This window comes from Pseudomonas sp. KH_017 (genome assembly GCF_057840285.1).
Map to the genome: position 1 here is coordinate 3,888,235 of NZ_CM174509.1, position 13,156 is coordinate 3,901,390.

A 13,156-nucleotide genomic window follows, 5' to 3' on the forward strand; every position below is an offset into this window, starting at 1 on the left:
GAGTTTTCCCGACCAAGGGAGCCCCCGCTGATTCAGACGAACACAACATCCGGTGCGATAAACAGGTCTAAAATTCCTGAGTGAGGAGTTCAGGAGGTCATCATGTGGCTTAACGAATCGGAACAGGAACTTCGGCGTGATCTGCAAGGGCTTGCGTCGGATTTGCGCTGGTCGGCCGTGGAGCTTTTGCGCATCGAGCAGCAATTGCGCCTGCTCGGCAACGAAGCCGACGCGCAAGCCGTTCAGAAACTGTGTGCTTTGTTTCAGGGTGATGAAGAAAAACTGTCCGGCTATGCCGAGGAAGTGAAAGCCAAGGTCATTAGCCGCAACAAGACTCAATAGCGGGAGCGCTGCCATGAACAGGCCTCTATTTACGTTGGTCGTCGCACTGACAGCGTTGGCAGGCTGCAGCACCAACTCGATCTACCAGGACCAGCCGCTGGTCGCGAAAGTCGACACCGGCATGACCCAGGAGCAAGTCCGGCGAATCGGCGGCCAGCCCCTGGCGGTCACCGGCCGGACTGTCGTACCCGGCACGTGCTTTGACTACAAACTGACTCAGGCCGGCCATCAACAAGCGTTCAATGTCAGCTTTGACGGCCGTGGCATGGTCGACAACAAAAGCTTCATGACCTGCGCGCAGTGGAGCCACACGCAACAAAAGGCCCGGGAACCCTCCCGCCCCAGCGGAGGCGGTGGCTATTAGCGCCGTCGCTTCATGAAAAAGCCCCGGAAAACCGGGGCTTCGGGCACGACTTCATTTTGCTTGTTGGCTGCCCGCAGGCCTGCCAGCACGCGCCCTGTAGCCGGGCAGCGAAGCGGCAAACGCCAGTGCTTCTTCCCGACTGGCAAACGAGCCCAGTCGGTCGCCCTGGGTGCACACCCGCCAGGGGCCGTGGTTCACGCTGAGTACGTCGTAACCGTTCATGTGCATTTTGTTCAGCATCGGAACGCTCATAGTCACCTCCTCTTGGGCAGTGATCTCAGGTTGACTTGCTTACCTTACACCCACCCTTGTCCAAAATACCGACCAGATGTCGCCATGGAAATTCCTTCTGGTTGCACTTTTCGTCACATTGGCAGCTCAAATTACTCAGATAGCAGCACAATCGCGGCCCTCGCCCGAATACTGCACGTCCATGCCTGCTCCATGACAACGGCCATCGGGTAATCCATGAAAGTACGCGCGACGATCATCTTCGAGCAGGACAGGCATGTATTGCTGGTACGCAAGCCAGGAGGACGCTGGACGCTGCCCGGCGGCAAGCTCGAACGGGGTGAAAGCGCAGCCGATGCCGCCGTTCGCGAGCTGCTGGAAGAAACCGGCCTGCGGGTCGACGAGTTGATGTACGTGCTGGAGCTGGAATCGGACGGCACCCGACACCACGTATTCGAGGTGTCGGTGCTGAACCTGGAGCAATTGCGACCGCTGAACGAAATCACCGATTGCATCTGGCACCCGCTGGATGCGCTACACAACCTGAACATCAGCGACACCATGCGCAGTATTGTCAGCACCTTTGTGCGCCGCTTGTAGGCCCTAGCCGTTGGCCAACGCCATCGCGGCCCTGTCGATCAATGCCGCCACTTCGGCGGGCATCGACGCCAATGACGCATGGCTGGCGTTCAAGGTCAGAATCTCCCGGGCGTTGAGCCGCGCGGCCATCCATTGCTGGTTCTGTGGCGCGATCATCCGGTCTGCGGTCGAGATCTGATACCACGATGGCTTGTTCTTCCAGGCCACCGTGCCAATGGTGTCGTCGAAGGTGCTCGCCAACGGCGCTTTCTGGGTGAGACCCATGACCAACCCTTCGGTCGCCGGCAGGTCCTGACAAAAGCTCTCGTGGTAGAGCTCAGGCTTGACCCACAGGTAACCGTCGCTATCCGGCGTCAGGTTGGCCGCTGCCGCAGGCAGGTGCCGTTGCGTGATGCCGCCGGGGCTTTCACCGGCGTCCGGCGCGAATGCGGCGATGTACACCAGCCCGGCCACATTCGGCATATCCCCCGCTTCAGTGATGACCGCGCCGCCATAGGAATGCCCCACCAGCAGCACCGGACCGGGCACCTGGGCGACCATCTTGCGCGTGCGTTCGGCATCCTCGGCCAAGGACGTCAGCGGTAACTCGACAGCGCGAATGTGCGTGTCGCCCCGGCTGAGCAATTTAACGATGACCTTGTTCCAGTGGGCGGCACCGCCCCAGAAACCATGGACCAGCACGATCGTGGGTTTGTCACTCATCACCATGACTCCGTTTGCGGATTGGATTGTTAATCGCTCGCGTCAGCCCTGATCGCCACCGCCCACGGGCATGACCATGCCGGTGATATAGGACGCATCGTCGCTGGCCAGAAACAGAATAGCCCCAGCCTGCTCATCCAGAGTGCCGTAGCGTTTCATCAGACTGCTGTCGAGGGTCTGGTCGACGATCTGCTGGTACCAGAGTTTTTCCTGCTCACTCTGCTCGGCACCGTTGCGGGGTATGCGTCGCGGCGGTGCTTCGGTGCCGCCAGGCGCCGTGGCGTTGACCCGCACGCCGCGACCGGCGGTTTCGAACGCCAGACAAGCGGTCAAGGCATTGACCCCACCCTTTGCCGCACCGTAGGGCACGCGGTTGAGGCTGCGGGTGGCGATGGAGGATACGTTGACGATCGCACCACTGCCCTGCTCCAGCATCAACGGCAGCGCGGCATGGCAACACCACAAGGTCGGGAACAGCGAACGGCGAACCTCGGCCTCGATCTGCGACGCTTCATAGTGCTCGAATGGCTTGGCCCAGATCGTGCCGCCGACGTTATTGACCAGCACATCGAGGCGACCGAAGCGCTCGACAGCGGTTTGCATCACCCGACTGCATTCCTCGTATTGCTCAAGGTCGGCGGTCAGGGCCAATACCTGGGTGGTCGAGGCCAGCTGCTGTTGGACTTCGAACACCAGGTCGGAGCGATCCACCAGGATCAGCTTCGCCCCTTCGGCGGCCATACGCTCGGCCACCCGCCGCCCGATACCTTGGGCAGCGCCGGTGATCAGGGCGACTTTTTCTTGAAATCGGTTCATGTGTACCTCATCGGTCAATGACGATGTATCGGTCGAAACCCAGTCCTGTGGGAGCGGGCTTGCTCGCGAAAGCGGCCTGACAGGCGACATAGATGCTAAATGTTCCGGCCCCTTCGTCGGATCGCCGCCCGGAGCAAGCCCGCTCCCACATTGGATCTGCGCCGTGCACGGTATTTGTGCTCGCTCCCACATTGGGTCTTTACCGACACCGGGAGTTCGTGCGTGACTCAAGCCGCGCTGGCGGCGAATTTCTCGAAGTAGAAGTTGGCCGGTGCGATGCCTTGTTCGCGAATGAACTGGCTGACCGCTTCGACCATCGGCGGCGGGCCGCACAGGTAGACGTCAACGTCGCCATCGTTCAAATGCCTGGGCTCGATGTGCTGGGTCACATAGCCCTTGAGCGGGTGCTGGCTCTCGGGGCTGGCGACGCAGGCGCTGAAGGTGAAGTTGGGGATGCGCGCGGCAAAGGCTTCGAGGCGGTCGATTTCCACCAGGTCGAAATCGTGGGTCACGCCGTAGATCAGATGCAGCGGATGATCGCTGCCCTGCTCGGCGATCTTCTCCAGCATCGCGGTGAACGGCGCCAGCCCGGTGCCACCGGCCAGCAGCAACAGCGGCCGACGGATGTCGCGCAGGTAGAAGCTGCCCAAGGGACCGGCCAGGCTCATGCAGTCGCCGGCCTTGGCCATGCCGGTCAGGAAGCTGCTCATCAGGCCGCCGGGCACGTTGCGGATCAGGAAGCTGACCTCGCCATCGCGCTGCAACGAGCTGAACGAATAGGCGCGGGTCTGCTCGCTGCCGGGAATCCCCAGATTCACATATTGACCCGGCAGGAACGCCAGCTTGCTCAGGGCTTCGCCCTTGATCGACAGCGCGATGGTGCTGTCGGACAGTTGGCGCACGGCGCTGATGGTCGCGTCGTAGCTGGCCTGACGGGTGCGGCAGACCTCGGAGGACGTCGGTACGCGCACCACGCAATCGCTCTGGGCGCGCATCTGGCAGGTCAGGACAAAGCCTTGCTCGGCCTCTTCAGGGCTGAGGGCGTCTTCGATGTACTCCTCGCCCAGATCGTAGGTGCCGGCTTCGGCAAAACACTTGCAGGTACCACAAGCGCCGTCGCGGCAGTCCAGCGGGATGTTGATGCCCTGGCGGTAGGCGGCATCGGCCACGGTTTCGCCGACGTTGGCGTCGATGAACCGGGTGACGCCGTCTTCAAAGTTGAACGCAATGGAATGGGTCATGACGGCAGTCTCACAAGTGATAAACATCGATGACCTGGCGAACGTAGTCGTTCTTCAGGATCACTTTCTTGGCCAAGATCTGCGTGTTTTCACCGCGCACGTCGAGGGTGTAGAAACTGCTGCCGAAATAGCTGTCGACGGTCTTGTAGCGAAAACTCAAGGTGTGCCAGTTGAAGCGCACCTTGCACAGTCCGTCGGCCTGTTCGAGCAGCTCGATGTTGCTGATGTTGTGGGAGGTGCGGGTGTCCGGCACGCTGGCGCTGGAGCGCTCGGTCTTGATGCGGAAGATGCGGTCTTCCAGGCCGGTGCGGTTGCCGTACCAGATCAGCGAGATTTCCCGCTGCGGGTCTTCGGTCAGTTCGTCGTTGTCGTCCCAGGACGGCATCCAGAAGGTCGCGTCCGGGGCGTAAAGCTCCAGCCACTCGTCCCAATGACGATCGTCGAGGTAGCGTGCTTCGCGATAGAGAAAATCGCGCACCGCTTCATAGGAAATGCTCATTGCACGTCCTCCACGGCGATCAGCTTCGACTGCTCGGCCGCCAGGGCCTTGAGCATGGTCTGCTGCCAGTACTTGTGTTGCAGCACGAACAGGCCCTCATCTTCGGTGCGCACGCCGCTGAGCAGCGGATGCAAGTCGATTTCCTTGGCTGCCTCGTCGGCGCCTTCGATCCAGTGCTCGGCACCACGGGACATGTCGTTCCAGGTGGTGACGCTGCCCTGGTAACTGGTCTGGCAGGAGCGGAACTCCTCCAGATCGTCCGGCGTGGCCATGCCGCTGACGTTGAAGAAGTCTTCGTACTGGCGAATCCGGCTCGAACGGGCGTGATCGCTTTCGCCTTTTGGGGCGATGCAGTAGATGGTGATTTCCGTGCGGTTGACCGAGATCGGCCGGGCGATGCGGATCTGCGAGCTGAACTGGTCCATCAGGTACACGTTGGGGTACAGGCACAGGTTGCGCGAATTCTCGATCATCCAGTCGGCGCGGGCCTTGCCGAAGTCTTGCGCCAGTTCATCTCGACGCTCGTACAGTGGACGGTCCTCGGGGTTGGCCCAGCGGGTCCAGAGCAACATGTGGCCCTTGTCGAAGGAATAGAAACCACCGCCCTGCTTGGCCCAGCTGCCGGCGCTCATGGTCGGATTGCTGTCGCCGGCCTCGCGCTGCTTGCGCTGGTTCTGGGTGGCCGCGTAGTTCCAGTGCACGGAGCTGACGTGGTAGCCGTCGGCGCCGTTTTCCGCGGTGAGCTTCCAGTTGCCTTCGTAGATGTAGCTGGAGGAGCCGCGCAGCACTTCCAGGCCATCGGCGGACTGGTCGACGATCATGTCGATGATCTTCGCCGACTCGCCCAGGTGCTCGACCAGTGGCAGCACATCAGCCTTGAGGCTGCCGAACAGGAAGCCGCGATAGGACTCGAAACGCGCAACCTTGGTCAGGTCGTGGGAGCCTTCGCAGTTGAAACTCGACGGGTAGCCGGCGTTGGCCGGATCCTTGACCTTGAGCAGCTTGCCGGAGTTGTTGAAGGTCCAGCCGTGGAACGGGCAGGTGTAGGAGCTCTTGTTGCCGGACTTGTGCCGGCACAGGGTCGCGCCACGGTGGCTGCAGGCATTGATGAAGGCGTTGAGTACACCGTCCTTGTTGCGCGCGATGAAGATCGACTGGCGCCCCATGGTGGTGGTGTAGAAATCGTTGATGTTGGGGATCTGGCTTTCGTGGGCCAGGTACAGCCAGTTGCCCTCGAAGATGTGTTCCATCTCCAGGTCGAACAACCGGGGGTCGGTGAACATCTCGCGTTTGCAGCGATAGAGGCCCTGCTCGGGATCGTCTTCAAGCAGGGAATGCACGTATTCGGGTCGCAGGGTCATGGCCGCCGCCTCCATTGTTATTGTTCAGGCAGGGGTCATGCTAGGACGGGGGGGCGGGCTGGAATATCCGCGGGGTGCAGACCTTTATCCGTTTTGTGCAATCACTGGCGGAGTGTCAGGCGCCATCAATGGTGAATGTGCCGGCCTCTTCGCGGGCAAGCCCGCTCCCACAGTGATTTCGGTTGAACGCAAAACTTGTGTCCAGCCACTAAACCTGTGGGAGCGGGCTTGCCCGCGAAGGCGTCGGGTCAGGCGACATGAATGTTGGAAGTGCCGGCCTCAATGCCGACGCTTGAGGGTATCGGACGGCAATTCGCCGAACTGCTTGCGGTAGCTGTCGGAGAACCGGCCCAGGTGCAGGAAGCCGTAATCCATCGCCACTTCCGTGACGTTGCGCACGTTGCAGGTCGGGTCGCTGAGGCAGGCGTTGATGCGTTCCAGGCGTTTCTGGCGCAGGTAGTTTTTCGGCGTAAGGCCGGCATTGCGCTCGAACAGTCCGTACAGCGAGCGCAAGCTCATGTGCGCCTGGCGTGCCAGCGCTTCGCTGTCGATGTCTTGTTTGAGGTTGTTGGCGATGTAATCGGCAATCGCCTCGAACGTGGCCGTCTGCGAGCCCAGTTCGAGGCGGCAGACATTGGTTTTCATCAGGCTGAGCATCTTGCTGACGATGATCTGCGTGTAATGCTCCTGCACCCTGGGGATCTGCTCGGTGGATTCGGCCTCCTGGCAGATCATCGCCAGCAGGTTGACGAAACCTTCCAGTTCATTGAGCTGATAACGGTTTTCCAGGAACCGCACGCCCTGCCCCGGATAGCGCCAGCGCTGCTCATCGCAGACCGATTCAAACAAGCGGGTCGGGACTTTGAGGATGAATTTTTCGCAATCGGCGGAATACGTCAGGTCCACCGGATCGTCGGGGTTGATCAGCAGTAATTCGCCGGGAGCGAAGTAATGTTCCTGGCCGTGGCCGCGCCACAGGCAATTGCCGCGCAGCAGCACTTGCAGGTGATAAATGCTGTCCAGCGCACCGGACGTCACGCGCACACTGGCGCCGTAGCTGATGCGGCACAGGTCGAGGCTGGCGAACTTTCGATGGTCAAGGCTGGCCAGCGGGCTGCCGGCACGGGGCATGAGAATGCAGTGGTTACCGACATGCTGATTGACGTAGCCCGACACCGCATAAGGGTCGGCATGGTCGAATACTCTGCTGCGCTGACTCAACAGTTGAGCTTGCATCATCGGGTCACTCTCATTGTTGTTATAGGTTGCGTCGGGCCATTCTAGAACACTGCGTCAGTCCCTTGAGGTTTTCCAGACAGTTAACCGAAACCCCTTGTGGGAGCGGCGGTGCGGCGATCCGACTTGCTCGCGAAGGCGGAGTGTCAGTCAACGTTGATGTTGAAGCTGACTCCGCCTTCGCGAGCAAGCCCGCTCCCACATGGATTTGCTATCAGTCTTCCAGTGCACGAACCCGTTCGTGGCGCTGTTGCTCTTCAGGCTGGGCCGACGACTGCAGGGTGAAATCGAATTCGATTTCGGCAAAGCGACCGCTCACACCATGGGCCGCTGCGCGCTGTTGATCGTCACTGAAGGTGATTTTGGCGATCAGCTCGTCGCGGGTGGCGTAGGCGAAATCGTCGTGCAGGTATTGATCGCCGTCGAGGTTGATCTGGGTGGTCAGGTGGCGATGGTCCGGTGCGGAAATGAAGAAGTGCACGTGCGCCGGGCGCTGGCCATGACGGCCCAGTTGATCGAGCAGTTGCTGGGTCGGACCGTCCGGTGGGCAGCCGTAGCCCGACGGCACGATGCTGCGGAAACGGTAACGGCCTTCGGCGTCGGTAACGATGCGGCGACGCAGGTTGAATTCCGACTGCGTGGTGTCGAAGTACGAGTAGGTGCCACCGGTGTTGGCGTGCCAGACGTCTACCACGGCGCCGGCCAAAGGTTCGCCAGCTGTGTTGAATACGCGGCCCTGCATGAACAGGGTCACACCCGGATCGATGCCATCGTCGAGGCGCGCTTCGCCTTCCGACAGCGGCGCACCCGCCACGTACAGTGGACCTTCGATGGTACGCGGGGTGCCGCCGGACTTGCCGGCCTGCTCGTCTTCGGCGTCCATCAGCAGGTCGAGGTAGTGCTCCAGACCGAGACCGGCCACCACCAGCCCGGCTTCCTGGCGCGCGCCCAGTACGTTGAGGTAGTTGACGGCTTTCCAGAACTCTTCCGGGGTCACCGCCAGGTCTTCGATGATGTTCACCGAGTCACGCAGGATGCGGTAGACCAGTGCCTTGGTCCGTGGGTCGCCGGCGTCGTTGAGCAGGCCGCTGGCCTCTTCGAGAAATTTCTGGACTTCGGCAGTGTGGGAAATCTTGACGTTCATTCTGGGTTCCTCATCTTGTAATTATTAGCGTAGCGCGCTGAACAGGCTGGGCTCAGCGGTCATCGTCACGGATGGAAGAAGGATGCCGACACATCGCGTCGATCTCGATGGCCATGTACGGAAACAGTGGCAATTGCATCAGCAGGTCATGCAGTTCCTGAACGCTGTCGACATCGAACACGCTGTAGTTGGCGTAGTGTCCGGCGATGCGCCACAGGTGGCGCCACTTGCCCTGCTCCTGCAGGCGCTGGGCCAGGGCTTTTTCGTCAGCCTTGAGTTTGGCTGCCGCTTGCGGGTTCATGTCGACCGGCAGGTTCACGGTCATTTTTACGTGGAACAGCATAATGCTCTCCTCAGGCTTGATGAATGGTCTTGTCGCGGCGGAAGAATGCCAGGCGCTCTTCATCCAGGCTCAGGCCCAGACCCGGGGTGTTCGGCACGTGCAGTTCAAAATCGCGGTACACCAGCGGTTCGCTGAGAATGTCTTCGGTCAGCAGCAGCGGGCCGAACAGTTCGGTGTCCCACGCCAGCTTGTTCAGGGTGACGAAGGCATGGGCCGAGGCCATGGTGCCCAGGCCACCTTCAAGCATGGTGCCGCCGTACAGGGCGATACCGGCCGCTTCGGCGATGGAGGCGGTGCGCAATACAGCGCGTGGGCCGCCGTTCTTGGCGATCTTCAGGGCGAACACCGAAGCCGCGCCTTCGCGGGCCAGGTTGAACGCGTCTTCCACACATTCGATGGATTCGTCGGCCATGATCGGCGCCGGGCTCATCGCGTTCAGGCGGGCCATGCCGGCGCGGTTGTTGCGCGAGATGGGCTGTTCGATCAGGTCGATGCCGTTGGTGCCGAGAATCCGGCAGGCCCGCAGCGCCACCGCTTCGTCCCAGGCCTGATTGACGTCGACCCGCACGCTGGCGCGGTCACCCAGGGCTTTCTTGATCGCAATCACATGGGCCAGGTCGCGGTTGACCTCACCGGCGCCGATTTTCAGTTTGAAGATGCGGTGGCGGCGCAGGTCGAGCATTTTTTCCGCTTCGGCGATGTCTTTCTCGGTATCGCCGCTGGCCAGGGTCCAGGCCACGGGCAACGCATCGCGAACACGGCCGCCGAGCAATTCGCTGACCGGCAGGCCGAGGCGTTTGCCCAGGGCATCGAGCAGTGCGGTTTCAATACCGGATTTGGCGAAGGTGTTGCCGCGAATGCTGCGCTCCAGGCGCAACATGGCAGCGTTGACGTTATTGCTGTCCTGGCCGATCAACAGCGGCGCGAAGTGCGTGTCGATGTTGGTCTTGATGCTGTCCGGGCTTTCATTGCCGTAGGCCAGGCCACCGATGGTGGTGGATTCGCCGATGCCTTCGATGCCGTCGGCGCAACGCACGCGGATGATCACCAGGGTCTGGTTCTGCATGGTGTGCATCGCCAGCTTGTGCGGGCGGATGGTCGGCAGATCGACGATGATCGTCTCGATCGACTCAATGGCTGTTGCAAGCATTTCGATACCCGTCAGGTTCTTGAAGTTCTGGAATCGATTCTCGTACGGCTTTTTTCCCGATGCCAATATAGAATTGGTCTGACTTGATACCTTAAAGGTATGCAACCGATCCGCGTCTGGAGGCTCCATGGAACTGCGTCACCTGCGTTATTTCCAGGTATTGGCTCAAACCCTCAACTTCACCCGCGCCGCCGAGCTGCTGCACATCGCCCAACCGCCCTTGAGCCGGCAGATCCAGCAACTGGAGGACGAACTGGGGGTGATGCTGCTGGAGCGCGGCCGACCGCTGAAGTTGACCGACGCCGGACGGTTTTTCCATGAGCACTCCACCGCCCTGCTCGAACAACTGAACAAGGTCTGCGACAACACCCGGCGTATCGGCCTGGGGGAAAAGACCTGGCTGGGTATCGGTTTTGCGCCGTCGACACTGTATGGCGTGCTGCCGGAACTGATCCGGCGGTTACGCAGTGGCGAGCCACTGGAGCTGGAGCTGGGGCTTTCGGAAATGACCACCCTGCAACAGGTGCAGGCGTTGAAGGCCGGGCGCATCGATATCGGTTTCGGCCGGATCCGTATCGACGACCCGGCCATCGTCCAGACCGTGCTCACCGAAGACCGCCTGGTCGCCGCCCTGCCCGCCGGGCACCCGTTGCTCGCAGGTCCCATCAGCCTGCGGGAATTGGCCAAGGAGCCCTTTGTGCTGTACCCCGGCAATCCACGGCCGAGTTACGCCGACCATGTGATTGCCCTGTTCGAGTCCTACGGCGTGCGCATCCACGTCGCGCAATGGACCAACGAGCTGCAAACGGCGATCGGTCTGGTGGGGGCAGGAATCGGAGTCACGCTGGTACCGGCCTCGGTGCAGTTGCTGCACCGCGACGACATCGGCTTCACCCCGCTGCTGGAGGACAACGCCACCTCGCCGATCATTCTCAGCCGACGGGTGGGCGATGTGTCGCCGGGGTTGAACCATTGTTTGCGGATGATTGATGAGCTGTTGCCACCGGCAGCGTAAGGCAATGATCAGCCGACAAAGGCCCGGCACCCTGCCTTCATCTCGGTACGCAACTCGCGGACAAAACGTCTAATGGGCGTTCCCGCCCCAGATCCAGTTCCAGAACCCCGGCAACTCGACCGGCTGCGAATCGTCGCGCACGGTTCGCGCCATGGCCGCGCGCCGCAGCACGGACTGATCGTCGTAAAACGGCTTGTCGGCGGTTTTCACCCCGGTCTCCCGGGCGCTGTCGAGCAGGATCTGCAGGTATTCGCGGGTATGCCGGGCGGTATAGCGGTTGAGGTCGTGGAAGGTCACCACCACCGGAATCACGCCATCGACCACCGGCAATTCGCCGCGGGCAATGCGCTCGCGAACTTCGGACATCGAGCGCAACATGTGCGACCGGCGCCGGGGGCTGGCGTTGAAGCCCCAGATCTTGCCGTCGTTGGCGCTCAAGTCGGTGAGCAGCACGTGCAGGCCATGCTGCTGATAGGCGGCGAAGGTGCGTTTGTCGTAGTTCCAGAATGGCGGGCGCAACAGGGTTGGCGGAGCGCCGGTAATCGCGGCGATGTCGGCGCTGCCATCAGTGAGGGCCTGCTCCAGCGCTGGCGGGTCAAGGGAGCGATGATTGGTGTGCCGGGGCGTGGCGGTGTGGAAGCCCAGGATATGACCTTCGGCATGTTCACGACGCATGATGTCCCGGCCCAACTCGCTGCCACCGGCTCGCGGAGCGCGGGTTTGCACGAAGAACACCGCCTTGATGTCCGATTGCAGCGGGTTTTGCGCCAGGCTCTCCAATACCGTGACGGTCGGATTCCACCAGCTCGAGGCACTGGGACCGTCATCGAACGTCAGCAGAAACCGGATAGGCGGTTGCGCCTGCAAACGCTGTTCGGTCTGCGGAGTCATTTCGATCGGTGCAGCGATACAGCCGAGCAGACCCACTGCCAGGGCGCACACCGTTAAACACTTGAACAATCGTTTCATCTTTTGCCTTGGGCCAGACCATCACGGGCGATACTTCAATGGGCAAGGATCCTTCGCCCGCTCATCCGTCGTCGGCCCGCATCGAGACGGCGGGCCGAGGTTGGATAGGGTACACAGGGTTTGGTTCCGGTGCTTGCCAGGCCCGTTTCGTCGCCACCAACTAAACTGAAAAAAATGCTCAACCAGAGTGTCAGGCCATGTGCGGACGACTGTCGCAATACCGCGGAATCCACGACTTCGTGGCGGTGCTGAGCATCCCCGACGCGCTGATCAACCACGTCGGCAACGAACCCCTGGCGCACTATAACGCCGCACCCACCACGCAACTCGCCCTGCTGCATCTGGAGAACGAGCGGCTGCACGCCGACGCCGTGCGCTGGGGTTGGCGACCGCACTGGGCGACGGATCGCACGGAGCCGGTCAATGCCCGGGTCGAGAAAGTCGCCCACGGCCCGTACTTCCGGGCGATCTGGCCGCATCGTGCGATCTGCCCGATTGATAACTGGTTCGAATGGGTCGACGCCGGTGACGGCAACAAACAACCGTGGTTGATCCGGCGACGGAACCGGGCACCGGTTTTCTGCGCGGCTATCGGCCAGTACCCCATCGGCGGAGCGCCTCACAGGGAGCACGACGGTTTCGTCATCCTGACGGCCGACAGCGCAGGCGGCCTGCTTGACGTGCATGACCGGCGACCGGTGGTGTTCTCGCCCGAACTGGCGCGTGAATGGCTGGACCCGGCCACGCCCAAGGAACGGGCCGAGGAAATGGCATTATCCCAGGGCGAAGTCAGTGAGGTATTTGAGTGGTACCAGGTCGACAAGGCCATTGGCAATGTCAGGAACCAGGGCGCCGCGCTCATCAATAAAGTTCCATGAACTTATCAATCACGACAAAGCCCCGTTTGATGGCGGGGCTTTGTTGTATTCGCGTGCCGGTCAGAACTTGCGGTCAGGCTCTGACAGTTCCTTACCGTCGTCAGGATGCTTCCAGTCCGGTACCGAACGTTTCTGCTGCTCAATCTCTTCTTCCGTGGGTTCGTCCTCGTCTTCTTCCAGGTCCGGTTGCTTGGGTTCATTGGCCATGTTCACCTCGCTTCCTGAAGGGATCGGTCATCAACTTAAGCTTAGATCAGTTCCCCTG

17 protein-coding genes are annotated in these 13,156 nt (G+C 61.3%); 5 read left to right on the forward strand and 12 right to left on the reverse strand.

The window, feature by feature from the left end:
- Positions 1-102: 102 nt before the first annotated feature.
- Together AC3IT6_RS17685 and osmE are read left to right on the forward strand one after the other, a co-directional pair.
- Positions 103-342, forward strand: a complete 240-nt coding sequence (locus tag AC3IT6_RS17685) for a hypothetical protein (protein ID WP_223444495.1) — start codon at positions 103-105, stop codon at positions 340-342.
- Positions 343-355: 13 nt separating this feature from the next.
- Positions 356-706, forward strand: coding sequence for an osmotically-inducible lipoprotein OsmE (gene osmE / locus AC3IT6_RS17690; protein WP_489351561.1), 351 nt, complete (start codon positions 356-358; stop codon positions 704-706).
- A gap of 51 nt (positions 707-757) precedes the next feature.
- Here osmE and AC3IT6_RS17695 read toward each other — a convergent pair whose 3' ends face one another.
- Complete coding sequence (locus AC3IT6_RS17695) at positions 758-958, reverse strand: DUF2188 domain-containing protein (protein WP_489351563.1); 201 nt, start codon at positions 956-958, stop codon at positions 758-760.
- A 216-nt stretch (positions 959-1,174) separates the two neighbouring features.
- Between AC3IT6_RS17695 and AC3IT6_RS17700 the strand changes: the two genes are divergently transcribed.
- On the forward strand, positions 1,175-1,537 hold the full coding sequence (locus AC3IT6_RS17700; RefSeq protein WP_150724237.1) for an NUDIX hydrolase: 363 nt from the start codon (positions 1,175-1,177) through the stop codon (positions 1,535-1,537).
- Positions 1,538-1,540: 3 nt separating this feature from the next.
- On the opposite strand, the gene AC3IT6_RS17705 is transcribed toward AC3IT6_RS17700, so the two are convergent.
- The 9 genes from AC3IT6_RS17705 to AC3IT6_RS17745 form a co-directional block, all read right to left on the reverse strand.
- Positions 1,541-2,239 (reverse strand): alpha/beta hydrolase, encoded by a 699-nt coding sequence (locus AC3IT6_RS17705; RefSeq protein WP_223444487.1) that lies wholly within the window; start codon positions 2,237-2,239, stop codon positions 1,541-1,543.
- A gap of 42 nt (positions 2,240-2,281) precedes the next feature.
- Entirely contained in the window at positions 2,282-3,055 is a 774-nt protein-coding gene (locus tag AC3IT6_RS17710; protein ID WP_223444486.1) for a 1,6-dihydroxycyclohexa-2,4-diene-1-carboxylate dehydrogenase, read from the reverse strand.
- A gap of 227 nt (positions 3,056-3,282) precedes the next feature.
- The gene (benC, locus tag AC3IT6_RS17715) at positions 3,283-4,296 is read right to left on the reverse strand and encodes a benzoate 1,2-dioxygenase electron transfer component BenC (protein ID WP_223444485.1); all 1,014 of its coding nucleotides are present in this window, start codon (positions 4,294-4,296) and stop codon (positions 3,283-3,285) included.
- A gap of 10 nt (positions 4,297-4,306) precedes the next feature.
- Positions 4,307-4,795 (reverse strand): benzoate 1,2-dioxygenase small subunit, encoded by a 489-nt coding sequence (gene benB / locus AC3IT6_RS17720; RefSeq protein ID WP_489351567.1) that lies wholly within the window; start codon positions 4,793-4,795, stop codon positions 4,307-4,309.
- Positions 4,792-6,156, reverse strand: coding sequence for a benzoate 1,2-dioxygenase large subunit (benA, locus tag AC3IT6_RS17725; protein ID WP_046043496.1), 1,365 nt, complete (start codon positions 6,154-6,156; stop codon positions 4,792-4,794). Before benA ends, benB begins: the two co-directional genes overlap by 4 nt.
- A 279-nt stretch (positions 6,157-6,435) precedes the next feature.
- The gene (locus AC3IT6_RS17730; RefSeq protein WP_150724243.1) at positions 6,436-7,395 is read right to left on the reverse strand and encodes an AraC family transcriptional regulator; all 960 of its coding nucleotides are present in this window, start codon (positions 7,393-7,395) and stop codon (positions 6,436-6,438) included.
- A 211-nt stretch (positions 7,396-7,606) separates the two neighbouring features.
- Positions 7,607-8,536, reverse strand: coding sequence for a catechol 1,2-dioxygenase (gene catA / locus AC3IT6_RS17735; RefSeq protein ID WP_458371122.1), 930 nt, complete (start codon positions 8,534-8,536; stop codon positions 7,607-7,609).
- A gap of 52 nt (positions 8,537-8,588) precedes the next feature.
- The gene (gene catC, locus AC3IT6_RS17740; protein ID WP_218432980.1) at positions 8,589-8,879 is read right to left on the reverse strand and encodes a muconolactone Delta-isomerase; all 291 of its coding nucleotides are present in this window, start codon (positions 8,877-8,879) and stop codon (positions 8,589-8,591) included.
- A gap of 10 nt (positions 8,880-8,889) precedes the next feature.
- Complete coding sequence (locus AC3IT6_RS17745) at positions 8,890-10,029, reverse strand: muconate cycloisomerase family protein (protein ID WP_056723540.1); 1,140 nt, start codon at positions 10,027-10,029, stop codon at positions 8,890-8,892.
- A gap of 127 nt (positions 10,030-10,156) precedes the next feature.
- On the opposite strand from AC3IT6_RS17745, the gene AC3IT6_RS17750 reads away from it, so the two are divergent.
- On the forward strand, positions 10,157-11,044 hold the full coding sequence (locus AC3IT6_RS17750) for a LysR family transcriptional regulator (RefSeq protein ID WP_108218023.1): 888 nt from the start codon (positions 10,157-10,159) through the stop codon (positions 11,042-11,044).
- Positions 11,045-11,113: 69 nt separating this feature from the next.
- Here AC3IT6_RS17750 and AC3IT6_RS17755 read toward each other — a convergent pair whose 3' ends face one another.
- Complete coding sequence (locus tag AC3IT6_RS17755) at positions 11,114-12,013, reverse strand: polysaccharide deacetylase family protein (protein WP_489351571.1); 900 nt, start codon at positions 12,011-12,013, stop codon at positions 11,114-11,116.
- Positions 12,014-12,210: 197 nt separating this feature from the next.
- Between AC3IT6_RS17755 and AC3IT6_RS17760 the strand changes: the two genes are divergently transcribed.
- The gene (locus AC3IT6_RS17760) at positions 12,211-12,891 is read left to right on the forward strand and encodes an SOS response-associated peptidase family protein (protein WP_489351573.1); all 681 of its coding nucleotides are present in this window, start codon (positions 12,211-12,213) and stop codon (positions 12,889-12,891) included.
- A 60-nt stretch (positions 12,892-12,951) separates the two neighbouring features.
- Here the strand turns inward: AC3IT6_RS17760 and AC3IT6_RS17765 are convergent, their stop codons facing one another.
- Positions 12,952-13,098: a hypothetical protein gene (locus AC3IT6_RS17765; RefSeq protein ID WP_008051909.1), complete on the reverse strand. Its 147-nt coding sequence runs from the start codon at positions 13,096-13,098 to the stop codon at positions 12,952-12,954.
- Between the last annotated feature and the right edge of the window lie 58 nt (positions 13,099-13,156).